At 64.7% G+C, this 23,166-nt stretch carries 30 protein-coding genes; 14 read left to right on the forward strand and 16 right to left on the reverse strand.

All coding sequences use genetic code 11. From position 1 onward, the window contains the following. Positions 1–120: 120 nt before the first annotated feature. From C1H84_RS16160 to C1H84_RS16180, 5 genes are all read left to right on the forward strand, one after another. Positions 121–1,329 carry a PucR family transcriptional regulator gene (locus C1H84_RS16160; protein ID WP_113607974.1) on the forward strand — a complete coding sequence of 403 codons (1,209 nt, stop codon included), beginning with the start codon at positions 121–123 and terminating at the stop codon, positions 1,327–1,329. A 165-nt stretch (positions 1,330–1,494) separates the two neighbouring features. After that, entirely contained in the window at positions 1,495–2,418 is a 924-nt protein-coding gene (locus C1H84_RS16165; RefSeq protein WP_047118983.1) for an ACP S-malonyltransferase, read from the forward strand. A gap of 218 nt (positions 2,419–2,636) precedes the next feature. Beyond that, positions 2,637–2,882 (forward strand): acyl carrier protein, encoded by a 246-nt coding sequence (locus C1H84_RS16170; RefSeq protein ID WP_047118982.1) that lies wholly within the window; start codon positions 2,637–2,639, stop codon positions 2,880–2,882. Positions 2,883–3,011: 129 nt separating this feature from the next. Then, entirely contained in the window at positions 3,012–4,259 is a 1,248-nt protein-coding gene (fabF, locus tag C1H84_RS16175) for a beta-ketoacyl-ACP synthase II (protein WP_047118981.1), read from the forward strand. Positions 4,260–4,410: 151 nt separating this feature from the next. Further along, positions 4,411–4,986, forward strand: a complete 576-nt coding sequence (locus C1H84_RS16180) for a dihydrofolate reductase family protein (RefSeq protein ID WP_113607975.1) — start codon at positions 4,411–4,413, stop codon at positions 4,984–4,986. A gap of 14 nt (positions 4,987–5,000) precedes the next feature. On the opposite strand, the gene C1H84_RS18680 is transcribed toward C1H84_RS16180, so the two are convergent. From C1H84_RS18680 to C1H84_RS16200, 4 genes are all read right to left on the reverse strand, one after another. Next, the gene (locus tag C1H84_RS18680; protein WP_342352859.1) at positions 5,001–5,240 is read right to left on the reverse strand and encodes a VOC family protein; all 240 of its coding nucleotides are present in this window, start codon (positions 5,238–5,240) and stop codon (positions 5,001–5,003) included. A gap of 415 nt (positions 5,241–5,655) precedes the next feature. Further along, the gene (locus C1H84_RS16190; RefSeq protein WP_047118978.1) at positions 5,656–6,159 is read right to left on the reverse strand and encodes a DUF3145 domain-containing protein; all 504 of its coding nucleotides are present in this window, start codon (positions 6,157–6,159) and stop codon (positions 5,656–5,658) included. Between the two features lie 141 nt (positions 6,160–6,300). Next, positions 6,301–7,293: a tyrosine recombinase XerC gene (locus tag C1H84_RS16195; protein WP_113607976.1), complete on the reverse strand. Its 993-nt coding sequence runs from the start codon at positions 7,291–7,293 to the stop codon at positions 6,301–6,303. Positions 7,294–7,324: 31 nt separating this feature from the next. Continuing rightward, positions 7,325–7,834: a DNA-processing protein DprA gene (locus C1H84_RS16200; RefSeq protein WP_244910931.1), complete on the reverse strand. Its 510-nt coding sequence runs from the start codon at positions 7,832–7,834 to the stop codon at positions 7,325–7,327. Positions 7,835–7,867: 33 nt separating this feature from the next. Between C1H84_RS16200 and C1H84_RS16205 the strand changes: the two genes are divergently transcribed. Next, positions 7,868–9,310 (forward strand): recombinase family protein, encoded by a 1,443-nt coding sequence (locus tag C1H84_RS16205; protein WP_181728179.1) that lies wholly within the window; start codon positions 7,868–7,870, stop codon positions 9,308–9,310. A gap of 122 nt (positions 9,311–9,432) precedes the next feature. Here the strand turns inward: C1H84_RS16205 and C1H84_RS18730 are convergent, their stop codons facing one another. Next, a complete protein-coding gene (locus C1H84_RS18730) occupies positions 9,433–9,660 on the reverse strand; it encodes an endonuclease VII domain-containing protein (RefSeq protein ID WP_425323574.1) in 228 nt (75 codons plus the stop codon). Between C1H84_RS18730 and C1H84_RS18580 the strand changes: the two genes are divergently transcribed. The 5 genes from C1H84_RS18580 to C1H84_RS16230 all read left to right on the forward strand — a co-directional run bounded on the left by C1H84_RS18580 (position 9,583) and on the right by C1H84_RS16230 (position 13,576). Next, positions 9,583–9,846, forward strand: a complete 264-nt coding sequence (locus C1H84_RS18580) for a hypothetical protein (RefSeq protein WP_244910932.1) — start codon at positions 9,583–9,585, stop codon at positions 9,844–9,846. The two genes, C1H84_RS18730 and C1H84_RS18580, sit on opposite strands and share 78 nt — an antisense overlap. 268 nt (positions 9,847–10,114) lie before the next feature. Beyond that, positions 10,115–10,648, forward strand: a complete 534-nt coding sequence (locus tag C1H84_RS16215) for a DUF4365 domain-containing protein (protein WP_181728180.1) — start codon at positions 10,115–10,117, stop codon at positions 10,646–10,648. Next, on the forward strand, positions 10,645–11,859 hold the full coding sequence (locus tag C1H84_RS16220) for a hypothetical protein (protein ID WP_113607980.1): 1,215 nt from the start codon (positions 10,645–10,647) through the stop codon (positions 11,857–11,859). Before C1H84_RS16215 ends, C1H84_RS16220 begins: the two co-directional genes overlap by 4 nt. Positions 11,860–12,002: 143 nt before the next feature. Continuing rightward, positions 12,003–12,683, forward strand: coding sequence for a toprim domain-containing protein (locus C1H84_RS16225; protein WP_113607981.1), 681 nt, complete (start codon positions 12,003–12,005; stop codon positions 12,681–12,683). Positions 12,684–13,018: 335 nt separating this feature from the next. Then, complete coding sequence (locus C1H84_RS16230) at positions 13,019–13,576, forward strand: hypothetical protein (RefSeq protein ID WP_146956160.1); 558 nt, start codon at positions 13,019–13,021, stop codon at positions 13,574–13,576. A 228-nt stretch (positions 13,577–13,804) separates the two neighbouring features. Here C1H84_RS16230 and C1H84_RS16235 read toward each other — a convergent pair whose 3' ends face one another. Continuing rightward, complete coding sequence (locus tag C1H84_RS16235) at positions 13,805–14,266, reverse strand: hypothetical protein (RefSeq protein ID WP_146956162.1); 462 nt, start codon at positions 14,264–14,266, stop codon at positions 13,805–13,807. A 306-nt stretch (positions 14,267–14,572) separates the two neighbouring features. On the opposite strand from C1H84_RS16235, the gene C1H84_RS16240 reads away from it, so the two are divergent. The 3 genes from C1H84_RS16240 to C1H84_RS16245 all read left to right on the forward strand — a co-directional run bounded on the left by C1H84_RS16240 (position 14,573) and on the right by C1H84_RS16245 (position 15,306). Continuing rightward, the gene (locus tag C1H84_RS16240; protein ID WP_113607984.1) at positions 14,573–14,827 is read left to right on the forward strand and encodes a hypothetical protein; all 255 of its coding nucleotides are present in this window, start codon (positions 14,573–14,575) and stop codon (positions 14,825–14,827) included. Positions 14,828–14,909: 82 nt separating this feature from the next. Further along, positions 14,910–15,035, forward strand: coding sequence for a hypothetical protein (locus C1H84_RS18655; RefSeq protein ID WP_280524263.1), 126 nt, complete (start codon positions 14,910–14,912; stop codon positions 15,033–15,035). 4 nt (positions 15,036–15,039) lie between these two features. Further along, positions 15,040–15,306, forward strand: a complete 267-nt coding sequence (locus tag C1H84_RS16245) for a hypothetical protein (protein ID WP_113607985.1) — start codon at positions 15,040–15,042, stop codon at positions 15,304–15,306. Positions 15,307–15,452: 146 nt separating this feature from the next. Here the strand turns inward: C1H84_RS16245 and C1H84_RS16250 are convergent, their stop codons facing one another. The 10 genes from C1H84_RS16250 to lepB all read right to left on the reverse strand — a co-directional run bounded on the left by C1H84_RS16250 (position 15,453) and on the right by lepB (position 23,140). Next, positions 15,453–16,355, reverse strand: coding sequence for a toll/interleukin-1 receptor domain-containing protein (locus C1H84_RS16250; protein WP_113607986.1), 903 nt, complete (start codon positions 16,353–16,355; stop codon positions 15,453–15,455). Positions 16,356–16,509: 154 nt separating this feature from the next. Further along, on the reverse strand, positions 16,510–17,109 hold the full coding sequence (locus C1H84_RS16255) for a recombination directionality factor (RefSeq protein ID WP_146956164.1): 600 nt from the start codon (positions 17,107–17,109) through the stop codon (positions 16,510–16,512). 3 nt (positions 17,110–17,112) lie between these two features. Continuing rightward, positions 17,113–17,352, reverse strand: a complete 240-nt coding sequence (locus C1H84_RS16260; protein WP_113607988.1) for a hypothetical protein — start codon at positions 17,350–17,352, stop codon at positions 17,113–17,115. Positions 17,353–17,800: 448 nt separating this feature from the next. Then, positions 17,801–18,511 carry a TIGR02391 family protein gene (locus tag C1H84_RS16265; protein ID WP_113607989.1) on the reverse strand — a complete coding sequence of 237 codons (711 nt, stop codon included), beginning with the start codon at positions 18,509–18,511 and terminating at the stop codon, positions 17,801–17,803. A 9-nt stretch (positions 18,512–18,520) separates the two neighbouring features. Then, positions 18,521–19,336 carry a DNA-processing protein DprA gene (locus tag C1H84_RS16270; RefSeq protein WP_113607990.1) on the reverse strand — a complete coding sequence of 272 codons (816 nt, stop codon included), beginning with the start codon at positions 19,334–19,336 and terminating at the stop codon, positions 18,521–18,523. Between the two features lie 37 nt (positions 19,337–19,373). Beyond that, the gene (locus C1H84_RS16275) at positions 19,374–20,915 is read right to left on the reverse strand and encodes a YifB family Mg chelatase-like AAA ATPase (protein WP_113607991.1); all 1,542 of its coding nucleotides are present in this window, start codon (positions 20,913–20,915) and stop codon (positions 19,374–19,376) included. Continuing rightward, entirely contained in the window at positions 20,912–21,277 is a 366-nt protein-coding gene (locus C1H84_RS16280; protein ID WP_113607992.1) for a YraN family protein, read from the reverse strand. Before C1H84_RS16280 ends, C1H84_RS16275 begins: the two co-directional genes overlap by 4 nt. A 96-nt stretch (positions 21,278–21,373) precedes the next feature. Beyond that, positions 21,374–21,694 carry a DUF2469 domain-containing protein gene (locus C1H84_RS16285; RefSeq protein ID WP_047118974.1) on the reverse strand — a complete coding sequence of 107 codons (321 nt, stop codon included), beginning with the start codon at positions 21,692–21,694 and terminating at the stop codon, positions 21,374–21,376. Continuing rightward, positions 21,694–22,437, reverse strand: coding sequence for a ribonuclease HII (locus C1H84_RS16290; protein ID WP_113607993.1), 744 nt, complete (start codon positions 22,435–22,437; stop codon positions 21,694–21,696). The genes C1H84_RS16285 and C1H84_RS16290 overlap by 1 nt, the downstream gene beginning before the upstream one ends. A gap of 1 nt (position 22,438) precedes the next feature. Continuing rightward, positions 22,439–23,140 (reverse strand): signal peptidase I, encoded by a 702-nt coding sequence (lepB, locus tag C1H84_RS16295; protein WP_053798017.1) that lies wholly within the window; start codon positions 23,138–23,140, stop codon positions 22,439–22,441. Positions 23,141–23,166: the final 26 nt, after the last annotated feature.

The raw sequence follows: 23,166 nt of genomic DNA on the forward strand, positions 1-23,166 counted from the left end.
CACCTCGAACGCGAATGAGCTGCCCTGCCCGAACATGTTTCGGGCAGGGCAGCTTGCCGTTAACCGCTGGCTCGGGCACCGCTGGATCTGAGGCGAAGGCGCAACGCTAAACTTGAAGGCATGGTCCCAGAAACCGAATCGATCGCCGCCGCGCGCGCCCGGGCAGCCCGCACTGCGCCGAGCGCCGAAACCGTCAAGCGGCTCAAGAACCACATCGGCGTGCTGTCCACGACCGCGCTGAAGTACCTGGACCAGCAGCTGCCCTGGTACCGCTCGCTGGAGCCGAACGAGCGCGCGGCCCTGGGCCTGATCGCGCAGAAGGGCATCTCCACATTCGTCACCTGGTACGAGGACCCCTCCTCCACCCCGTCCTGGGTGGTCACCGACGTGTTCGGCGCCGCCCCGACCGAGCTGACCCGTTCCATCTCGCTGCAGAAAGCGCTGGGCCTGCTGCGCACCATCGTGGAGGTCGTCGAATCCCAAGTCCCGGACATCGCCCCGGAGAAGGAACAGGCGGCCCTGCGCGAAGCGGTGCTGCGCTATTCCCGCGAGGTCGCCTTCGCCGCCGCCGACGTCTACGCCCGCGCGGCCGAAACCCGCGGCGCCTGGGACTCCCGGCTGGAGGCCCACGTGGTGGATGCGGTGCTCCACGGCGAGGGCCACGATTCGCTCTCCTCCCGGCTGGCCGCCATCGGCTGGAAGTCGCAGAGCAACATCCGAATCCTGGTCGGCGCCACCCCGGGCTCGAACTCGGTCAGCTTCGTCTCCGCCATCCGGCGCCTGGCCACCCGATACGCTCGCGACTCGCTGGTCAGCGTGCTGGGCGACCGCTCGGTGCTGATGCTCTCGGACACCAAGTTCGAGGAGGCAGACCTGGGCCGGCTGGCCCGCTTCTTCGGGCCCGGCCCGCTGGTCTACTCCCCCTTGGCCGCCACGGTCACCGACATGCCGCAGGCCGCGCAGGCAGCCATCGCGGGCTACGCCGCCGCCTGCGCCTGGCCCCAGGCGCCGAACCCGGTGGGGGCCGATGACCTGTGGCCTGAACGCGCCTTCAACGGCGACGAGCTGGCGCGCACCGCGCTGCTCGAACGCGTCTACCGGCCGCTGCAGCAGGCCTCCAACGGGTTGCTGGAAACGCTGTCCAGCTATCTGGCCCTGGGCCATTCGCTCGAAGGCACCGCGCGCGGGCTGTTCGTGCACGCCAACACCGTGCGCTACCGGCTCAAGCGCGTCTCCGAGGTGACCGGCTGGGATCCGCTGTCCCCGCGCGACGCCTTCGTGCTGCAAAGCGCGCTGGTGGTGGGGCGCCTGGCTGACTCGGGCCAGTAGCGCTTTTGGCGGTTCCGCACAGTTGCCGGACCGTCATGCAGCGGCGTTACATGGGTTTTTGCCTCCCCCATGCGCTAGGCTTTTGTAGGAAACCTACAATCCGTGACCGCGAGCTTGGTGCGTGACCACGCGCCACGAGGCCGCAATCTTTGGAAAGCTGTAAGAGTGTTAGCAATCGTATGCCCGGGACAGGGCTCCCAGACCCCAGGTTTTCTTTCCGAGTGGCTCGACGTCGACGGCGTGCGTGAGCATCTTGCCTCGCTGAGCGAAATCACCGGCCGCGACCTGATCGAGCACGGCACCGTCTCCGACGAGGAGACCATCAAGGACACCGCAGTGGCGCAGCCGCTGATCGTGGCCGCCGGCTTGATCACCGCCCGCGCGCTGTTCGGCGAGCAGCTTCCGGCCAACTCCGTGCTGGCCGGACACTCCGTCGGCGAAATCACAGCCTCAGCCCTGGCCGGCGCGCTGAGCGAGAACGACGCAATGAACTTCGTGCGCGTGCGCGCCAACGCCATGGCCGAAGCCGCCGCGGCAACCCCGACCGGCATGGCCGCAGTGCTCGGAGGCGACCCGCAGGAGGTCCTTGACCGCCTGGCCGAACTGGATTTGACCCCGGCCAACGCCAACGGCGGCGGGCAGACCGTCGCCGCAGGCACCATGGAGCAGCTGGCGGCGCTGGGCGAGAACCCTCCGGCCAAGGCCCGCGTGATCCCACTCAAGGTCGCCGGCGCATTCCACACCGCGCACATGGCCCCGGCCGTCGGCGTGCTGCAGGAACTGGCAGACACCCTGGCCCCCGCCGAGCCGGCCACCACCCTACTGTCCAACTACGACGGCCAGGCTGTCGCCTCGGGTGCGGCCAACCTCGAATCCCTGGTGGCCCAGGTATCCCGCCCAGTCCGCTGGGACCTGTGCATGCAGACCCTCGCAGCCCAGGGCGTCACCGGCATCCTGGAGCTGGCTCCGGCCGGCACCCTGGTAGGCCTGGCCCGCCGCGGACTGAAGGGCGTGAAGGGCATGGCCCTGAAGTCCCCCGCGGACCTGGACGCCGCCCGCGAGTTCATCGCCGAGCACACCGCCAACTAGGCGCCGCACCGCGCCAGCTGAAATTTTTCGCCCGCTTGACGCGTCATCGCCCAACCGGCGAGGGCCATCTGGCCTAAGCTTTAAGCGGTGAAACCCTGTCCGTGCCCCGCACGGGACGCGGAGAGGGTTTCGAACAGTCGGATCACGGCCCGTTACCGCGGGCATGAATCCAGAGCAACGACCGGATCCCTCCGGCATCATGAGAAAAGGAGCCATCCATGGCTAGCAACGAAGAAATCCTGGCAGGCCTCGCCGAAATCGTTAACTCGGAGACCGGCCTGGACGAAGCAGACGTGCAGCTGGACAAGTCCTTCACCGAGGACCTGGACATCGACTCGATCTCGATGATGACCATCGTCGTTGAGGCCGAGGAAAAGTTCGAGGTCAAGATTCCGGACGAGGAAGTCAAGAACCTGAAGACCGTGGGCGACGCCGTGAACTTCATCGCCGGCGCCCAGGCCTAGCAGCATTCCGCCAGCGAACTTTTCGCTGGCACGCCGTTGTGCGGGCAAGCCGTGCACACCGGCCGGTACGTCAAGCCGGCCCCCACAAATTTTAAACAGCAAAGTTGTACCCCAGTAGAGAGTTTGATGATGGCGCGCAAAGTAGTGATCACCGGTCTCGGAGCCACCACCCCCATCGGTGGGGACGTCCCTACCCTGTGGGAGAACGCCCTGAAGGGTGTTTCCGGCGCCGCAACCATGGAAGACAGCTGGGTCGAGGAATACGACCTGCCGGTGACCTTCGCCGCCCGCGCCTCCGTGCAGCCTTCCGAGGTGCTGACCCGCCCGGAGACCAAGCGCATGGACCCGTCCACGCAGTTCGCCGTCGTGGCGGCCCGCGAGGCCTGGGCCGACTCGGGCCTGTCCAAGGACGACGTCGACCGCAACAAGCTTGCCGTGGCCTTCGCCACCGGCATCGGCGGCGTCTGGACGCTGCTGAACGCCTGGGACACCCTGAAGGAAAAGGGCCCGCGCCGCGTGCTGCCGATGACCGTGCCGATGCTGATGCCCAACGGCCCGGCAGCCGCGGTGTCGCTGGACCTGGGAGCCGCCGGCGGCGCCCACACCCCCGTCTCCGCCTGCGCATCGGGCACCGAGGCCATGCACGTGGGCATGGAGCTGATCCGCGCCGGCAAGGCCGACGTGGTCATGGTCGGCGGCGCGGAAGCCGCCATCCACCCGATGCCGATTGCAGCGTTCTCCTCCATGCACGCCCTCTCGCGCCGCAACGACGATCCGGCCAAGGCTTCGCGCCCGTACGACGTGGACCGCGACGGCTTCGTGATGGGCGAAGGCGCCGGCGCACTGGTGCTGGAGTCCGAGGAGCACGCGCTGGCCCGCGGCGCCCGCATCTACGCCGAGCTGGCAGGCTCGTCGGTCACCGCCGATGCCTACCACATCACCGCGCCGGACCCGGAGGGCCTGGGCGCCACCCGCGCGCTGAAGGCCGCCATGTACGACGGCCGCATCCAGCCGGAGGACGTGGTGCACGTGAACGCGCACGCCACCTCCACCCCGGTAGGCGACAAGCCCGAGTACACCGCGCTGAAGGCCGCCCTGGGCGACCAGCTGGACAATGTCCTGGTCTCCGCCACCAAGTCGCAGATGGGCCACCTGCTTGGCGCATCCGGCGCCGTGGAGTCCGTGCTGACCACCCTGGCGATCTACCACCGCAAGGCCCCGGTCACCATCAACCTGGACAACCAGGATCCGGAGATCCCGCTGAACGTCGTCACCGGCGCTCCGGCCGACCTGCCGGCCGAGGGCTCGATCGTCGCGCTGAACAACTCCTTCGGCTTCGGCGGCCACAACGCCGTCGTCGCGATCCGCAGCATCTAGCAGCAGCTGTGCCCCCGCGGGCCGGAACCGAGCATTCGGTTCCGGCCCGCGGCGCGTTAACTGCACGTCCCTATTGTCGCCGGGCGCCGGGCGTTGCTACGCTCGATCTCGACAGGCCACCGATCATTTTCCACCTTTTAGGAGCCGCATCATGCGCACCTTGATCGCCACCGCATTCATCTCGCTGGACGGGGTCATGGAGGCGCCCGGCGGCGAACCCGGCTACCGCAACTCCGGCTGGACCATGAGCTCGGTGGACTTCGACCCGGCCGCCTACGAGATGAAGGGCACCGAACAGGGCGAGGCCACGGCTCTGCTGCTGGGGCGCCGCAGCTACCAGGCCTTCTCCCCCGTCTGGCCGGCGATGACCGAGGAATTCCCCGGCTACAACGCGATGCCCAAGTACGTGGTCTCCACGACGCTCAAGGACAAGGACCTGGTGGACAACTGGGGCGAAACCACGATCCTGCGTTCGGCCTCCGACGTGGCCCGGCTGCGCGCCAGCGACGGCGGACCGATCAGCATCCACGGCTCCGCGACGCTGGTCCACTCGCTGCAGGAGCACCACCTGATCGACCGCTACCACCTGCTGGTTTTCCCGGTGCTGCTCGGCGCCGGCAAGCGCCTGTTCAGCAGCGCCGACCTGGACGCGCAGAAGCTCAAGCTCGTCGACTCCGCCGTCTATTCCAACGGCATCCAGAAGAACGTGTTCGACGTGCTGCGCTGATCTGCGCTCCTGCGCTACAGATAGGGCCGGGTGATCAGCTCGAGGTAGTGGCCCGACGGGTCCAGCAGGTAGACGCCCCGGCCGCCGTGCTCGCGGTTGATCTGCCCGGCCAGCTGGCGCTGCGGATCGGCCCAGTGCTCGATCCCGCGCGCGCCGATCAGCGCGCAGGCCCGATCGAAGTGCGCATCATCGAGCAGATATGCGTAGTGCTGCGGCGGGAACTGCATTGGCGGCGTGGCGAATTGCAGCAGCACGCCGCCGCCGATGCCGATGTTTTGGAACGGCCCCCAAGAGGGCTACCGCTCGGCCTCCAGCAGCTCGATGTAGAACTCGGCCATCTGGGCCGCGTCGGTCGAGGCGATGATGGTGTGGTTGAAGTGCGCGGTCATGTTTCCCTCTCGTTGTACGGTTTCCGGTGTGCTTGGAAGGTGCATACGCAGGGAGGAGCGCGGATCAGGGAACGACCAGATGGCCGTTCCGGGAGCGGCCTGTGGTGGCCTGACTGGTCTTCATCACGATCGATCCTAGCACCAGAGGGTCGTCAGAAGGCAGATGCACAAAATGCGATCCCCCGCAGGGGGATCGCATTTTGTTTTAGGTAACAACCCCGCACCACCGGGGCTGGATCCGGGCCGGCTCGCGCAGACTCGGAGACTAGTTAACCAGTGGCTAAACCACCTGGTTGAGCCATCGAACAGAGGAGTTCTCCCCTGCATGTCGGAAGGGTTCGAGCTCCTCATCCCAAGCCTCGCCCAGGGCAATGGACATTTCCTGGTAGAAGATCGAGGGATTGCCGTCGCCCTTTTCATAGGCCCAGCGGATGCGCTCTTCGCTGATCATGACGTTGCCGGCCGTGTCGATGGTGGCGTGGAAGATCCCCAGATCCGGGGTCACCGACCAGCGGCTGCCGTCGACGCCCGGGCTCGGGTCCTCGGTGATTTCGAATCGCAGATGCTGCCACCCGTGGATTGCGCTGGTCAGCAACGCGCCAGTGCCTTGGGGTCCTACCCACTCAATTTCGGCACGACGAAAGCCGGGTGCAGCGTGCTGTTCGGTCCATTCCATCTTGACCGGTTTTCCGAGCACGGACCCGATTGCCCATTCCAGATGTGGGCATAGCGCAGCAGTGGCGGAATGAATATAAATTACGCCCCTGGTCATCGGTGCAGACATGCCATCCTCCGTACGGTGTTGATCGTCTTCCCCTACGTCAACATCGTGGTGGTGCAGCTACCGCCGATAGTTCCATTTTGCCCGATGAACAGCACTTTTCGCTACTCGGGAGGGTAATTAGGAGGGAATTGGTAGATTCCCTCAGGCGCGCGGGTGCGCCTGCCGGTAGCTTTGGCGCAGCCGGTCCACCGAAACATGGGTGTAGAGCTGGGTCGTGGCCAGCGACGCGTGGCCGAGGAACTCCTGGACTGCGCGCAGATCCGCTCCACCATCGAGCAAATGGGTGGCCACCGTATGGCGCAGGGCATGCGGCCCGCTGGCGGCGGTATCCCCCAGCGATTTCAGCGCCTGCGAAATCACGTCGCGGGCCTGGCGCACATTCAACCTGCCGCCGCGCACGCCGACCAGCAGGGCGCCCTGGGCCTTTTCCTCGTCGACCAGAACGGCCCGATGGGTCAGCAGCCAGGAGGTCAGCACCCGCTGGGCGGGATTGCCGAACGGCACCATCCGTTCCTTGTTGCCCTTGCCGACAACCTTCAGCGTGCGGCGGCTGAAATCCAGATCCTTCACGTCCAAGGAGACCAGTTCGCTGATGCGCAGCCCCGAGGCGTAGAGCAGCTCGGCGATCACGCGGTCGCGGGCGTGGACCGCCAGCTGCTGCGGGCTCTGCGGCGCCTCATCGTCCGCCGCGCCGTCCTGTCCGGTGTGCTCGCCGGTATCCGCGAGCAGCCGGTCGATCTGCCCGGGTTGCAGCACATGCGGCAGGCGGCGCTCCTTCTTCGGCGCGGCCAGGCGCAGGGCCGGATCCTCGGCCACCAGCTGGTGCTTCAGCGCCCAGGCGAAGAAGTTCTTCACCGAGGAGATGCGCCGCGCGATAGTGGTGCGCGAGATCTGCGCTTCGTGCATGCTGGCCAGCCACTCGCGCAGCATCTCCACGTCGACATGGTGCGGTGCGCTGACCTGCCGGGTGGAGTGCAGGAACGTGCCCATGGTGCGCAGGTCGACCTCGTAGGCGCGCAGCGTGTTTTCGCTGCGCCCGCGCTGCAAGCGCAGGTAATCCAGATAGTCGGCGACCGGTTCGGCGAACGAGGCCGGCAGCTGCGGGGTCTTGGTGGCGTTGGTGTCCTGCTTCATCCCTTCGAGGATACCGCGACGCACCTGCGGGTTAGGTGCGCGCCAGCTTCCACCCCGCGTCGTTGCGAACCGCCAAGCCGCGGCCCTGCAAGGTGGACAGCCCGCGCAGCGTCTGCAGGATCGTGACGCCGCTGCGCGCTGAGATCTCATCCGGGCTCATCGGCCTGGTGAAGGACAAGACGTCGTAGAGCATGCCGACCTCCGCGGGCAGCCCGTCCACCGGACGCTGACGCGGGTCGTCGGGTTCACTGGCGGCAACGCCGGCGGGTGCGTCTGGCCCGAGGCCCAGCAGCTCGGCCGCCTCGGCGGGTGCGTCTGGCCCGAGGCCCAGCAGCTCGGCCGCCTCGGCGGGGCTGGAGATCAGTTCGGCGGCTCCGGAGCGGATCAGCCGGTGGGTGCCCGCCGAGTTCGGCGAGAACACGCTGCCGGGCACCGCCGCGACATCCCTGCCCAGCTCCACGGCATGGCTTGCCGTGTTCAGCGCCCCGGAGCGGTGCCGCGCCTCGGTGATGATGGTCAACCTGCTGAAGGCGGCAATCAACCGGTTGCGGTTGCGGAAACGTACAATGCATGTATGACGACTATCGCCGCCGTGTACGCCCGCCAGTCCCTCGACGTGACCGAGGGCATCGACCGCCAGCTAGAACGCTGCCGCCGCCTGATCGAGGCGCGCGGCTGGACTGTGGGCCCGGAATATCAGGACAATGACACCTCCGCTGCCAAGCAACGAGGACCGGGCACCGCCTGGTACTCCATGCTAGAGGACCTCACCGCCAAGAAAGCCGACGTTGTCGTCGCCGTGGACCTGGACCGCCTCCTGCGCTCCACCCGCGACTTGATCGCGATCACCGACACCGGCGCCCGGGTGCTCACCGTCGACGGGGAAATCGACCTCACGACCGCCGACGGCGAGTTCCGCGCGACGATGCTGGCCGGCATTGCCCGCTTCGAGGTGCGCCGCAAGGGAGAGCGCCAGAAGCGTGCCAACGAGGCCCGCGCAGCCAAGGGCATCCCCGGCCCTGGCCGGCGCAGGTACGGCTACGAGAGCGACGGCATCACCCCTCGCGAAGCGGAGGCCCAGCACGTCCGCCGCGCGTTCCAGCACGTTGCCGACGGCGGATCGCTTCGGTCGTTGCTCTTGTGGTTCCTCGACAACAAGATCGACCCGGCACCGGGCAAGCTCTGGGATCAGCGGCGCCTACGCGACATGCTCCTGAATCCTTGGTACAGCGGCTCCATGATCCACCGGGGCAAGGTCATACCCTCCGAGGTGATTGTCCCGATCGTAGCGCCGGAGCTGGCCGAGGAGGTCCGGGCTATCCTGTCCGACCCGTCGCGCACCACCTCGCCCGGCCCCGCCCCGCGTCACCTGCTCTCGCACCTGCTCTATTGCGGCGAGTGCGGGAGCCCGATGTATTACATGCGCGGGTATATGTGCAAGGTCGCGCCCAATCACGTCCACATCGCCAAGCACATCATCGAGCCGTTCATCGTCGACCAAGTTGCCCTCGCGTTCGCCTCCTCAGGTTCCAGCATTGCCCCCGCCTCGCCTGGCGCACTGAACCTGTCCGCCCTGGTCGACGCCCACGCGCGTAACGCTGAGGCCGTGACCGCCGTCCTGGCGGACCGCGACGAGGGCCTCGTGCCCGCTAGTGTCGCCCGCACGCGCCTGCTGGAACTCAAGACTGCCCGCGAGAAAATCGAGGCGGACCTGGAGCGGGCCCGCAGCGAGAAGTCGGCCTCCTCCGTGCTGGCGACGGTGGCCGAGGAGCTGCTGGTCGGCACGTCGGCAAGCATGGCCGAGTTTTCCAGCGCGAAGCGCACTATCGCGGAGCGGTTCCTGGCGCTGGATCTGGACCGCCAGCGGTCGGTCATCGGCTCGCTCATGTACATAGAGGTAACGAAACCGCAGGGCGGAACGCCGGCGGAGCGTGCGCCGCAGCGCCGAGTGATCGTAAGTCATACGACAGCTACAAAGCTGAACCCCGAAACGCCGCCGGAAACGTACGACGACTGACGCCGAGGGTGACTCTATGCGCAAACGACGATCTTCCAATACACTCCCCATCTATGTTCGAGAGCAGCACCGCTTAAGCACTAATAGGAAAGTGACAGGTATACGTAAGTTTGAACAAAGTCTCACCCTCCCACGGATTTACCCGCACCGACGACGCTCGCAGCCCGGCGTATGTAGGCTGCAGCAAGTTCCAGCCGTTCCGGCGAGTCGCCAAAGTGGCCCAGACCAAAGTTGCAACCGGAGCACAAGAGGCCACGAACAGCCCCAGTTGCATGATCGTGGTCAATGTACAACGTCATTGTTTGTTCCTGCCCGCATACGGCGCACCGGCCGCCCTGCTGGCGCTCCATCTGCAGGTAGGCTCCGAGTTCCAGGCCGTACAGCTTGATAATTTGGTTGTATCGCCTCTTGTGATTTTCCGAGCAATACCTGCGCGCCACACCAGGCGTAGCGTCGGCAGTGAATTCTTTACCGCAGGGGCAGGTGACGCGGTAACTACCTCGGCGACGGCGATACACTTGGCATTCATCGCATAGCGTCCGTGGCGCACCTGGCCGGCGTGCTTCAGAGAAGGTCGTGCCGCACTGCTTACATAAGCGGGTCAGCAAGGACTCCAGCTTTTGGTCGGTCATGGATATGAGCATACTTCCATCCAGTAGCAATTAAAAGATCAGGCCGACAACCCATTCTTCAAATCTTTGGCACAGTCACTCAGCACGGGTATCCGACACACCCAAGTTCCAAGCTACGCCGACCCGGCGGGCACTATAGGCTAAGCAGCATGCGAAGGAACAAATGGTAGCCGTGTCTCCAGAAATCGTACGTGGCTCGCCCGAACGGATATCGAATCACAAAGAGCAGCTACAGCTCGGCTACTTGCGCGCAGTAGTAGCGGCGGCCGGGTGCGTGATAGTCGGCGAGCCTACGATCGACGAGGGCACGGACATCATGATAAAGCACCGCCGCCGCGAACCGGACAACACCATCCGTGATGCTTTCTTAGAGCTCCAGTTAAAAGCAACTGAAAGCGTATTTGACCCATCCGCGCAGTATGTGACAGCGAAGATGCGCCGTGACCGGTACGACGAGTACCGAAGCACTAACCTATCGGTCCCAAAAATCGTTGTTGTTATGACCTTGCCCGGCGAGCAAAAGGACTGGGTGACAGCCAGTCACGATGCCCTGACCATTCGGCACTGCTCCTATTGGGTGAACCTTGCCGGCGCTAAGGCGTCTACCGCCCAGCGACCTACATTCAGAGCTCCGACTGCGAATGTCCTAGACGATGTCGCGCTTTGCCTCATAATGGAACGAATCCACAACGGAGGCCAACCATGAGCTTGCCTGATGCTGGTCTACTCCCCACCCTTGCATCACTGCTGGGCCGACTCGGTTGGACGACCACCGGTGGCGTCCCGGGCAAATTCGAGATTTGGGAAAGTCCCGGAACAGGGGACGAAATCATCTTCCCTCTGGACCCCAGCCGGTCCGACTTCGAACGTCTCCTTTATACCGCGCGCCGGCAACTCGAAAGATACCTTGGGCCCGAAGCGAAACGATACGTGGAGCTAGCCGCCCTAACCTCTACGCATGCCCTCGAAGAGACGCAGTGGAAGAAAGAAAGCTCCTACGAGGCCGGCTTGATCGCATGGCCACAGGGTGAACAACTCTACGCTTCGGCGCGGGAAATGCTTGTCGCCTCGGCTAAGGCGGCAAAAGAGCGTCGCATGTACCACGGTAACGCCAGCTCACATGTAGCTAGGTCATTCCTGTCGAGCTGCCTTATGGGCCAGACCCAGGTCGGCAGCTTCATCATCACCGCGCATGCCCCGGCGGCCCGGACCTTCAACTTCTCCGAAGCGGATGACATGAGGCCAGTCCTGCCGGGGCTACCCGCGCCGGCATCGACGAGCGGCGAGGAGATCATGAACTGGTTCGAGACTGCTCTCGAAGCCACCAGGACTTGCCTTGACAGCTACCGCAAGGACGACGACATCCGCGTATTTGATAGCGCTGTTGGCGAAGGGCTATCGTTCGAGTTCGCGCGTGCCCTGTCGACGGCTACACGCGATACCGAATCAGCCGTGTCACTCATTCGGCCGCGTCCAGGCGTCCGGTCCCCCGAACGGGAGTTCACCTTCATCCCGGACGAGGCACCTATGCTGGAGCGAGTTGCGAGTCACTACGCTCAAGCCTACGAGCCGGAGGAAGTGACGCTCAGGGGAGAAGTAGCCGTGTTGCAGCATGAGTCGAATACCGACGATCGCATCGTACGGGTCATCACCGACTCCGGCGGCAAGTACCGCAAGGTCCGACTGCGACTGAGCCCTGACCAGTATGTAAAGGCTATCGACGCACATCGCCAAGCCCTGAAACTCGCGTTCACTGGCAAAGTGCAACGCGAGGGCAACCTCAACTGGGTGTACAGCCCGCGCGACGTTCAGGTAACTGAAATACAGATTGAAGATGTGGAGGGCGCTGAGGCGACAAGCGCCCTGGAGGAGCTGCAAACGTCCTACCCCCGCCCCGGTCTCGACCCGATGTTCTAGCCGGAGCATACGGAGTCCGAGGTATCCAGGCTCGCGCGCTGGACAAGGACGCCGCCGTCCGCTGGCTAGGCCCGAAGTCACCGGACGGCGCCAGCTGGGCAAAGGTCGGATACTTCCCCGGCACCGCCGGCTACGACGAGGTCATGATTACCGAGGGCCCCGGCGACGCGCTCACCTCGGCGATCGCGATCGGGTTCGACACCTTCGGTATCCGCGGCGCAGGCTTGGCAGCCAACCCGGCGGTAATCACCGAGGTTGCCGACATGCTCGGCGACCGCGAAGCCGTCATCGCCGGCGACGGGGGCCCTGCCGGTCGCCGGTTCGCTGTCATGTTGGCCGACGCGCTGGTCGCGCTGGAGAAAACTGTCCGCGTGCTCGACCTGCCCGACGGTATGGACCTGACCGACTGGCGCGCCCAGGACCCGGCCAAGTTCCAGCGCGCAGCCCTTCGGGCGATCGCCGAGGCCCCGGCTGTGAAGTCCCGCGCCGCGGCCCTGCTGGCCTGGGACGAGGAACGCTACAGCCTGACCGACTTGGGCGGTGCCCGCTACCTGCGCGACTACATGGAGTCGATCGGCTCCGGCGTCCGCTACTCCGAGGAGACGGGTTTCTACCTGCTCGACGAGGGCGTGTGGCGCGAGGACGACCGGCAGGCGGTTCGCACCCACGCGCAGGCTGTCGCCGACCTCGTGAAGGATCTTGCGAAGGATGCGAGCGAGCTGGCGCAGCTGGACGGCGCAACCAAGGACGACAAGGCCCGCGCCGCCCGCTTGCGCCCTGCGACCGCTGCTATAACTACTGGGCCTACTGCTAGCTACCGCTAGTCGGGCACTGGGCGCCGCGGTCGCCGGTAGTGATGCGCCTCTGACGCTACGGGAAGCCCGACCCAAACACGGAAGGTTGAGTTTTGAGCACCAAATAGCAGCTGGCCCCCTACTTAGATGTACCCAAAGCCGAGAAGGTCGGACTTTCCACTAAACGCCTTGTTCACATCACTTTCTTATTCCCGCTTAAGAAGCCGCACCCTTAAGTACCAATAGGAAAGTGACGGTTACACATCATTTGGCGAAAAGTCCAACCCTCGGCCCACCACGCTGCCGCAACCGGCGCCCGAATAATAGGATGGCCCATGTCCCCGAATCCAGAAGTTATCGCACGCATGAACGAAGTCGCCAGCAAAATTGATCACTGCGAGATCGATAACTACGCAGTCGTCTCCCCCCTCGCTCTGGCCCGATATCTAAGCGAGCTCCTGACAGCGCGCGGTTGGCGCCAGTATGACAGCGGGGACCGAACGGCGATATTTCATGTAACGGATAAAGGCAGTCGCCGCGTTTCACTTGCGGCATTTACACCGGACATCGGAACGTGCGCGATCACGCTCCTGCGCGCCTACCTCGACGGCACCACGGAGGGCACTGCGGCCCGCCGCAGGGCGTCCAGTACATACCGCGCTCTTACCAACAGAGCGCCGGGCGCCGCCGGCTACATTAGAGACTTGGCATATCGGGTCCGAGATCGCCTCGGCGAGCTGACGCAGGCAGAGTACGAAGCTTGCCTCAATTCTCGCGAGAAGTCATCCGACACAGCCACGCGTCGCGACTACTACCGCGACCGCCGGCAACGGATCAACGAGTTGGACGAAGCGGCGGTCAGGGAGTACCTCCCTGGATGGCTAGCAAAGTTCAGGGGCGGTCAGAGAATCGAGCTACCGTAAGTTTGGCAGATCTGGCTAGCGGATATTGAAGGAGCTCCGAATCAGGATGCTCTCGCACCGCTCGGCCGGAACAAGTTCTATGCATTGGTAGCCGAAGTCGGCGACGTCCGTAAAGGCGGACAGGGCCGACGGTATTTTTATTCAAACACAGGTGTGGCCACGCCCGATGTCGATGCGGCGTAAAATCATCGCAGGCAACGCTCAATGGCGTTCCCGGCCAACAGCGCCCTACTGGCGCATCGTCTCACCCGTAAGTGTCTTAATCTCGTCCTCAAAATAGGAGCGCTGGGACGGTAGGAGCTTCTCGATGTTTGACCGATGCGTAGGGAGGGACTGCCAATCCCTCACGTTGGACGCCAGGATCTTGCCGAACAGGAAGTTTAGCTCATGCAGATCATCACCGAGCCCGTCCTCGTTGCGGCGTTTGGCCCAGATCTTAACCGACTCAGTGAAGGCGAACTCGAAGGCTGCGAATTCAGACAGCGCTCCGTCAATTTCGGGGTGATTGATCCGCCAAAGGGCTCCTGATACCTCGACGCGCCGGCACAAATCTCCGACGTAAGAGGGGAACCCTAAGTCTGTACGCATGGTCACCATGTAGTTATCGCCCCCTGCCGGAACGTGGTAGCTGGCCGGCGACCGTGAGTGAATCTCGCTCAGATCGGTGAGTGCTTGCATGTAGTGCGCCATGGCTGAAACTTCCTCGCTTCGGCGCTGGGCGTCCATACTCGCGATGGCCAACTCTCTGGCTTCTTTCGCATCGTCGACAGCGGCTGATAGTGACTTCCTCGAAGTCCTCCACGCAGTGTACGCGAACACGGCAAGCAATATGGTACCTACCGCAGTTAGCGCGGCCCAGGTTTCTGCGCTCCATAGCCAAAATTTCCAGAAGTGTGACATAGGGACATTATCCGACGTAGCCACTAACGCACGCGAGCTTGAACCATAAAGCCCCCGTGGCGGTCGGCTCTCGCACCCTCGATTCAGGAGAATACAATGACCGAACCTTCCGAGCTGATCCTCGCCGTCGCCCTCAAGTACGACGACGGCGACAACGAGGGCCGGCGCCTGGCCGAGGCCGCGGTCCAGCGTCTGGCCTGGCGCAAGCGTCATTCCGGGAAGGAGTGCTCGCGGTGCCGGGAGGTGAAGCCAGTCGCCGAGTTCACCACCGATAGTCGCAAGCCGGACGGCCTCGATCGTCGCTGTAACGGATGCAAGGCCCAGGCCGCACGCCAGCAGCGCACCGGCTAAACGTAGCCCCCTGCTGGCCCCCTCCTCTATTAGAGCGAGAGATACTATTATCTCTTTTCAGCCCTCGCTAAGTCGCGCACAAATGAAAGCGGACTTCCTCGCCAAGAAGGGACAGCTCGACACCCGCAAGTGGCTGATCGACGGCAAGCTCGGCGCCGAGACGGTCAAGGCGTGGCAGCGCTACCTCAACACCCAGAACGGAAAGTGAGCACATGACCCTTCGCGACTTCATCCCCGCCGCTTGGCGCCGTAAGGTCTACGGGGCCTTCGCGCTGATCGGCCTCGCACTGACCAGCGTCCAGGTCGCCTTCTCGGCGGCTGACACTGGGCAGCCTGTCTGGCTGACCGTGGCGTTCGCCGTCTACGGCCTTTGGGCCGGCGCCGTCGGCTTCACCGCCCTGTCGAACGCGCCGGACACCCTCGACCCGGTCGAGATCCCGGACGGCGACGGTAAGCGCCGCCTCGTCGTCGACGAGTAACACCCCCTGCCCCGCTGGCCTCGTGCTGGCGGGGCATTTTCTTTTTGTGAGCAGATTTTCAGCGCTGGCTACCGATCAGTCAAAGCCATACCTCGGGGAAATATTTCACGGATTGGTGCATTTCTGGCAGCTCGCGGCGCAACCTTCTAGACGTCTGGGCTGGCCAGCTTCGACGGGTTGCCAGTATCGGGTCGCCGAAGGCCGACGAAACGGACCCTCGTTGGGCTCTCAACCGCCTCGGATATTCGGTGCCTGATGATGTGCTGCGTGTCCTCCGGGATCGGGGTCTCCAAGCGAACAGTTATCAAATAAACCCCCTCAGAGGTCCGCGCAATTGAGAGAGTGCGACCTGGCATCATTGGTATTTCTTCTGCCAGAATAGTCCGAACCGTAGCTCGGATTTCAGAGGAAACCGGCACATCCGCCTTGCCATACCTAGCATGCTCCATGCTCTGACGGCGGGTGTCCTCGCTTCTATGGATCGCTCGGACGGTCGTGAGTATTTCCTCGATCATCTCATGTGTGTCGCGTTCGGCGGTAGGCTTCTCAGCTCCAGTTTGTGCGCTGGTTCGCGCTTGCTTGATCTGGGCCTCTAGCCTGTTCCAGTACATGTCCATCGACAGCTTTAGTTGGTCCTCGCGGCGAGCCTGCTCACCAAGGACAGCGTTGATGCTCGCGGCGATCGCGTCAAAACCCTCCCGGTCCGTTAGCGATGTCTGAAATTGTGCGAGCGGGCCGTCTAGGTCAGCTTTAGACCTAAAGCCTGCGAGCAGCGGAGCCACTTTCGACTCTCCGCCGACCGCATTGGAAATTGCCCCGGCCTCAAAGCTAAGCCATGGTGCATTCTGATTTTCAGGTGTCACGCAAATAATGCCGAAATCGACATCGCGGAGCCCCTCTTCGATCTGCGTCATGCTCCGGTCTCCGGCACCGATGCCTCTAGTACTTATGAATGTGTCGACCGTCTGGAATACCTGACCGAGCCATTCATCCACAGCTCTGCCAACCTCTTGACTTTCCTGACCTGACCAACTGATAAAAACTTTCATCTGACCTCCATATTGCGCAAAAACGCGTGTACCCACCCAGAGTCTAGTTGGGTGCCGCCATGCGAAACGACATTACGCCTCAGTGTGACGGTTCGGGCGTACATGGTTTTACGTCGATAGGACTGAAAACTTCAATAGTGTCTTACGACAAGCACTATGCAGCGCCCTTGATCTCCAAGACAGGCTGGGTGTAGCTCACCAGCTGGCCGGCGCGCGGGCTGCTCTTCGCAGCGAACTCGACCGCCTCCAGCTTGAGGTTGGCCTTCACCTTGCCGGACCTGGAGGCGTCGACGTAGTGGGCCAGCTCGTTCTCGGCGTTGTCGCGGGCAAGGTCCTGGGCCATGCTCCAGGAGCCGGTCTGGAACTTGAAGATACCGAGATCCTCGTGGTCGGCGATGCGGAAGAACACCTCGATCTGCGGCTCGGCGCCGACACCATCACGGGCCTTCTGCTTGCGTTCCTGGAAGGTAAGCTCCGCATCCGGGTCCGGCGATCCGTCGGAGAGGGTTTCGCCGTCCGACTCGTTAGTCGATGCGGGCCCTCGACCCCATAGAATTATGCGTTGGCGCAGAGCGCTCTTGCCCTCTAAAATGATCGCCAGTTCAGGCTTATCCAAGAGGCCTTTCAGCGCAAGCTCAATTGCCGGGCTGCGCGTCGCGTATTCCCAAAGGCCGACGCGACCCCGCCGATCGAGACGTCCATCTTTGAGTTGCACATAACTGTTTGCAACCGGCTCTACAGCTTCTGCACTCATGATTTACCACGCCTCGGCAAGGTGAGCGTTCTTTCCCGGATACCAACCAGAGCAGTAGGACCCATCCGAGAACACCGTGGCATCGGCATCAGGACTGGTCCCGGCCATCACCGTCCAGCTCTCGGTCTGTTCATCCGTGAGACTTGCGTTTAGGCGCTCCACAAGGTTAGTGAATTCCAGGTCGTCTACGACGTTTCCAAGTAAGCTTTCTACCTTCTGAGCAACCCGTTCGATGCGGTTCATGATGTCCCTTTCGCAGTTGGCGTTAAGACAACATTAACACCATTATTCGACTCAGTTCACTAAATAATGTCAAGTCAAAAGCCTTGCGTAAGTCGTCTTACGTGACTTGTGAAAGAGATTCTCTGCTGACTCGTATCCCGTACGCAGCCAAGCCTGACGGCCCATACATACCCTAGGGCTCCTAAAGAGATAGGCATACGGCGGAACAATTAGACAGCTTTCAACGGTAACCTCGAACCATGAACTCACCAGAACCAACCGCCTGCCCGACTTGCGGTGAAGCATTGCAGGCCGTCAGCTCCGCTAAGACGCGCATGAGTCAGTCGGGAGAAGTCCCAGTGCGTATCGACTGGATTTATCGTTGCAGTGCCGAAGCATCGCACAAACACGTTGCGTGGACCGAGTACCCCCGGCGGCGAGACGTGTAATCGGAGGGCCTGCGGCACCTTCAATCGCCTTGCACGGCGCGGGCCACCTCGCACTCGTCGATCCACCGGGCGACGACGGAAAAGACGGCCAGAAGCTCAAGCGCCTGTTGCTCGGCCATATCCGAGTTGTCAGTGTGGGCCAGAGGGTTACGAATTGCCGTAAATGCTCCCTTAGATAATTCGAGGGCCCCCTGTTGCCGCGCCTTCCAGCTTTCAGTGCTACGGTCGCCAGGGAAACGGAGTCGCGCGCTGTGCGGTTTAGGATCAGCCAGCGAGAATGCCTCAGCGCACAGCCGCGCATCGCTAATGTCGCGCCGGTCGACCTTATTCTGCAATTGTGCGTTGACTAACTTCGCGGCTGCCAAAACCGCATCTGCCCGATGCCCGCTATCCCAAAGTGAGCGGGCCCCGTTCCACACCCAAGGATGAAAGCGGTCCGCCCGTAGCTGTGGCGCAGTTGGTTCCAAATTTTTATCTATTTCGCTGGCCCACACTAGTTCGCCACGTAGCTCTGAGATCAGCGGGGCGAGCGCTTCTGTGCTTGAGTACACGGGCCACGGGAAATTTACGAAGAGCGCATCGGCAATGTGTCGCACCGGCACCAACGACACTTGCAACTCTCGCTCAAGGGAACGCCTCTTATCTGACTCGCGCTTATTCCTCGCTTCTCGGATAGCGTCCAGTAGTGAGTCAGCATCGGCCAGCCGTTCTAGGCACCAGTCAAGGTTCATATTCCAATACTATGAGAACAGATGCACATATAATCCATGTTTCTGTTTCAGGAACCTGAAACGCGTCGGTGTGGTGCCCGGCGGCACCTCTGAGTACAGCGCGCCGCGGGTGATGACCTGCTCGAGCAGGTTGTGGTTTCCGGCCGGGTAGAGCCGGTCTGCTCCGCCAGCGAGGATCGTGGCGGTCGGCGGGTTCGGGAACTCCCAGCCGTCGTGGGACAGCGCGGCGCGGTGGGCGGACGCGTCGATCCCGTAGGCGCCGCCGGAAACGATCGTGAAGCCCTGCAGCCCCAGCGCTCGGGCCAGCTCGAAGGTGACCTGGTTGCCGTAGTCGCTGGCGTCGCGCGAGCCGACGATGGACACCGTGCGCTCGCGGTCCCCGCCGAGGTTCCCCGGGTCGGCCGCCCGCCACCACAGGCACAGCGGCCTGCCCAGGCCCAGGTCGTCCAGCTGGGCCGGCCAGCCGGGGTCCTGGCTGGTGAGCAGTCCCCCGCCGAGGCGCTGCATGGCCTGCAGGGCGGCACGCTCGTTGGCGTAGGGCAGCCGCTTGCGCCAGCGGGTGAGCGCGACGCGCAGGTCCTGGGCGGAATTCGGGGCCGGCTGCCGGCCGGTGGCCTCGGCCAGCTTCAGCCCCAGGTCCAGCGGCACATGGTCCTCACGGCGGATCAGGGCCAGCAGCTCGGCCGGGGTCATCAGCTCCAGCAGGGCCGCGGCGGTGACGTCGTTCGGCTCGACCAGCTGGTTCAGCGCGGCCAGGCACAGTGTGTGCGGTAGGTGGCCGACGGCGTCCTGCCGCCGGGCGGGGGTCTGCGGTGCGGTGCTCATGATGGTGCTCCTTGTCCCGGGGCTAGGTGCAGTACAGCTAGGCGGTGTGCAGGTTCTGGCGCAGGTGGGCGGCGATCTGGACGTCGTCCGGCGCCGGGCGCTGGTGTCCCTGGGTGTCGGCGACGGTCCAGGCCAGACGCAGCAGGCGGTCGGTGGCGCGGGCCGAGAGGCCGCCGCGTTCGGCAGCGGCTTCCACGGCGTGGCGCGTGGCCATCGGGTAGTCCAGCTCATGGCGCAGGATCCGGGTGGGGATCTGCGCATTGCAGCCGATGCCGTAGCCCTGCAAGCGGGCGGCGGCTCGGGCGCGGGCCTCCAGCACCCGGTCGCGCACCGCTGCGCTTGACTCGTTGGCCTGCTGCCCGACCAGCTGTCCGCCGGGCACCGGGTTCAGCCGCACCTGCAGGTCGGTGCGGTCCAGGATCGGTCCCGAAAGCCGGCCGAAATAGCGGCGGCGGGCCATCGGTGTGCAGGTGCAGCCGGTGCCCGCGGCGTAGTTCCTCCCGCAGGGGCAGGGATTTGAAGCCATGACCAGTTGGAAGCGGGCCGGCAGCCGGGCGTGGCCGCGTGTGCGGTCCAGGGTGATGCAGCCCTCCTCGATGGGCTGGCGCAGCGCGTCGAGCACGCCGGTGTTGAAATGCGCCACCTCGTCCAGGAACAGCACCCCGTGGTGCGCCCGGGTGATCGCGCCGGGCACCATGCGCCGGGTGCCGCCGCCGATCAGTGCGGTGAGCGAGGCGGTGTGGTGCGGGGCGATGAATGCCGGGGTGCGGCGCAGCGCGGCGATGGGAGATTCGGAGCCGTGGGTGATCGAGTGCACCGCGGTGGCTTCCAGCGCCTGCAGGTCATCCAGCGGCGGCAGGATTCCGGGTAGGGCGCTGGCCAGCAGGGTCTTGCCCGCGCCGGCCGGCCCGACCATGATCAGGTGGTGCCCGCCGGCCGCGGCGAGCTCCAAGGCCAGGCGCGCCTCCCCCTGCCCGTTGACCAGCGACAGGTCGGTGGGCTCCGGGGGTGCGGGCGCGTCAGGCTGCCGGGCCCCGGCTGCATGGCGCAGGTTGATGCTCAGCCCCGCTGCGTCGGCCCCGCAGTGGATGAGGACCTGGCCCAGGTGGTCGGCGGCGAATACGCGGGCTCCGGGCACCAGCCGGGCCTCGGCCTCGTTGCCGCGGGCGACCACCAGGTTCGGCAGGCGAAGTGCCACGGCAAGCTGGGCGGCGGGAAGCACCCCGGGCACCGGACGCAGCATGCCGTCCAGCCCCAGCTCAGCCAGGTAGACGGTGTTCGGAGGCGGGGAGATCTGCCGGTCCGCGGACAGCGCGGAGACCAGGATGGCCAGGTCGAAGCCGGAGCCGAATTTGGGCAGCGTGGCCGGCGAGAGGTTGACGGTGAGCTTGCGGTTGGCGATCGGGATGCCGGTGTTGCGCGCGGCGGCCTTGATCCGCTCGCGCGCCTCGTTCAGCGACGCGTCGGGCAGGCCGAGGATCACGAAGCCGGGGATGCCGTTGCCCAGGTCGGCCTCCACCTCGATTAGCGCCGCCTGCACGCCCTGGAAGGCGATCGCGTGGGTGCGGGCGGTGCTCATGAGCGCACGTCCGGCAGGTGCCGGCAGGCCAAGGAGCCGCCGGGTGCTGGATAGACCTCGACGACGTCCACCCGCAGCTGCGGGCAGTAGGCGCTGTGGGCCTTGCACCAGGCGATCAGCAGCCGGTGCAGCCGGGCGAACTTCGCGGGATTCACCGCGTCGAACGCGGTGCCGAACCCCTGGGAGGAGCGGGTCTTGACCTCCACCGCGGCCAGGGCGCCGGCCGGGTCGCGGACCACCAGGTCAAGCTCGCCGCTGCGGCACCGCCAGTTGCGGTCCAGGATCCGGTAGCCGCCGGCTTCGAGGTGCTCGGCGGCCGCCTGCTCGCCCCGGGCTCCGAGTTCCTGCTGCTGAGTGGTCATCGCCGCCTCCTTGAATCGGTCTGTGCGTGTTCAGACCAGTCTCAGGGGCTGCGGGGCGGGGCCGGTGCGGCGGGGCGCGGATTGTGGAGAACGCGGTTAGCTCTCCAGCCCCTCCTTGGGGATCTGCAACTCGTCGCGGTTCAGCTCCTCGACGTTGACGTCCTTGAAGGTGAGCACCTTCACTGCCTTCACGAAGCGGCCCTGGCGGTAGATGTCCCAGACCCAGGCGTCGGTCAGCGTGAGCTCGAAGTAGACTTCGCCGGCGTTGGACAGCGTCTTCACGTCAACCTGGTTGGCCAGGTAGAAGCGGCGTTCGGTTTCCACCACGTAGTTGAACAGCCCGACCACGGTCTTGTACTCGCGGTACAGCTGCAGCTCCATGTCGGACTCGTAGTTTTCCAGTTCGTCGCCAGCCATCACTTTGCCTTCAATCCTGTGGGTTTACCTTCGTCCTTGCCCGTGCCGGAAGTCAAGTTCCAGCTCTTGCGGTGGTAGTCGCAGGGGCCCAGGGCGACGATCGCCTCGCGGTGCGCGGCGGTGGCGTAGCCCTTGTTGACCTCCCAGCCGAACGCGGGGTGCGCCGACGCCAGCTGCGCCATGATCCCGTCGCGCTCCACCTTGGCCAGGATCGACGCGCCGGCGATCGCCTGGCAGGTCATGTCCCCCTTGACGATGGTGCGCACCGGTACGTGCAGGCCCACCGGTTCGCGGTCCGCGGCCAGCAGGTCGAAGAGATCCTGCTCGGGGGCGCTCAGCCAGTCGTAGCTGCCGTCCAGCAGCACCGCCTCGGGGGCCACCGCGCAGGCGGCCACCGCGCGGGTGCCGGCCAGGCGCAGCGCCCCGGTGACCCCGAGCTGATCGATCTCCGCGGCCGAGGCATGCCCCACGCCGTAGCCGGCCGCCCACGCGCGCACCGGCTGAACCAGTTCCTCGCGCTTGGCGGCGGTGAGCAGCTTGGAGTCGCGCAGCTGCGGGAATTCGGTCACGGCCTGGATGTCGATCACGGTGACGCCCACGCTGATCGGTCCGGCCAGGGCGCCGCGGCCCACCTCGTCGGCCGCGCCGATGAAGCGCACGCCGTGCGCGGCGGCCAGGGCGCGCTCGTGCTCCAGCGTGGTGGCCTTGGAGGACTTGGAAGTTCTGGACGCGGTGGCGGGCATGCTAGTTCCCCGGGGTCGGGACGGCGGCGAAGACTTCCTCGTGGGAGTCGATGGTGCCCCAGCGCGAGAGCGGCCAGGAGATGACCGAGGCCTTGCCCTGCACCGAGTCGACGTCCACGAACCCGCCCTGGACATCCGGGTGGAAGCGGGAGTCGGCGCTCTCGGCGCGGTGGTCGCCCATCACCCAGAGCTTGCCCTCCGGCACGGTGACCTTGAAGGCCATGTCGCTGGGGGTGTTCCCGGGGTAGATGTAGGGTTCGTCGATCGGGGTGCCGTTGATGCTCAGCCTGCCGTCGACGGTGCAGCACTCCACGGTGTCCCCCGCGGTGCCGATGATGCGCTTGACCAGGTACTGCTCGCCGGCGGCCGGCAGGATGCCGACGAAGGACAGCGCCGATTCCACCGCGGTGGGCTGGGCTTCAAGCGGCGGCAGCCAGTCAAGGTCGTCGCGGAAGACCACCACGTCCCCGCGCTCCAGCTCGAATGGGCCCGGGACCATGAGGTTCGCGAAGATCCGGTCGTTGATCTGCAAGGTGTTCTCCATGGAGCCCGACGGGATGTAGTAGGCGCGGAAGAAGAAGGTCTTGATGACGAAGGACAGCACCAGGGCGATCGCGACGATGATCACGATCTCCCGGATGAAGCGCCAGAGTTTGTAGAGCGGTCCGCCCTGCTGCGGACTTTCGGCTGATTCGGCGCTCACGGCTGGGTGCGTCCCTTTCGTTGGTG

The sequence above is a fragment of the Glutamicibacter soli genome (genome assembly GCF_003309065.1).
GTDB lineage: Bacteria > Actinomycetota > Actinomycetes > Actinomycetales > Micrococcaceae > Glutamicibacter > Glutamicibacter soli.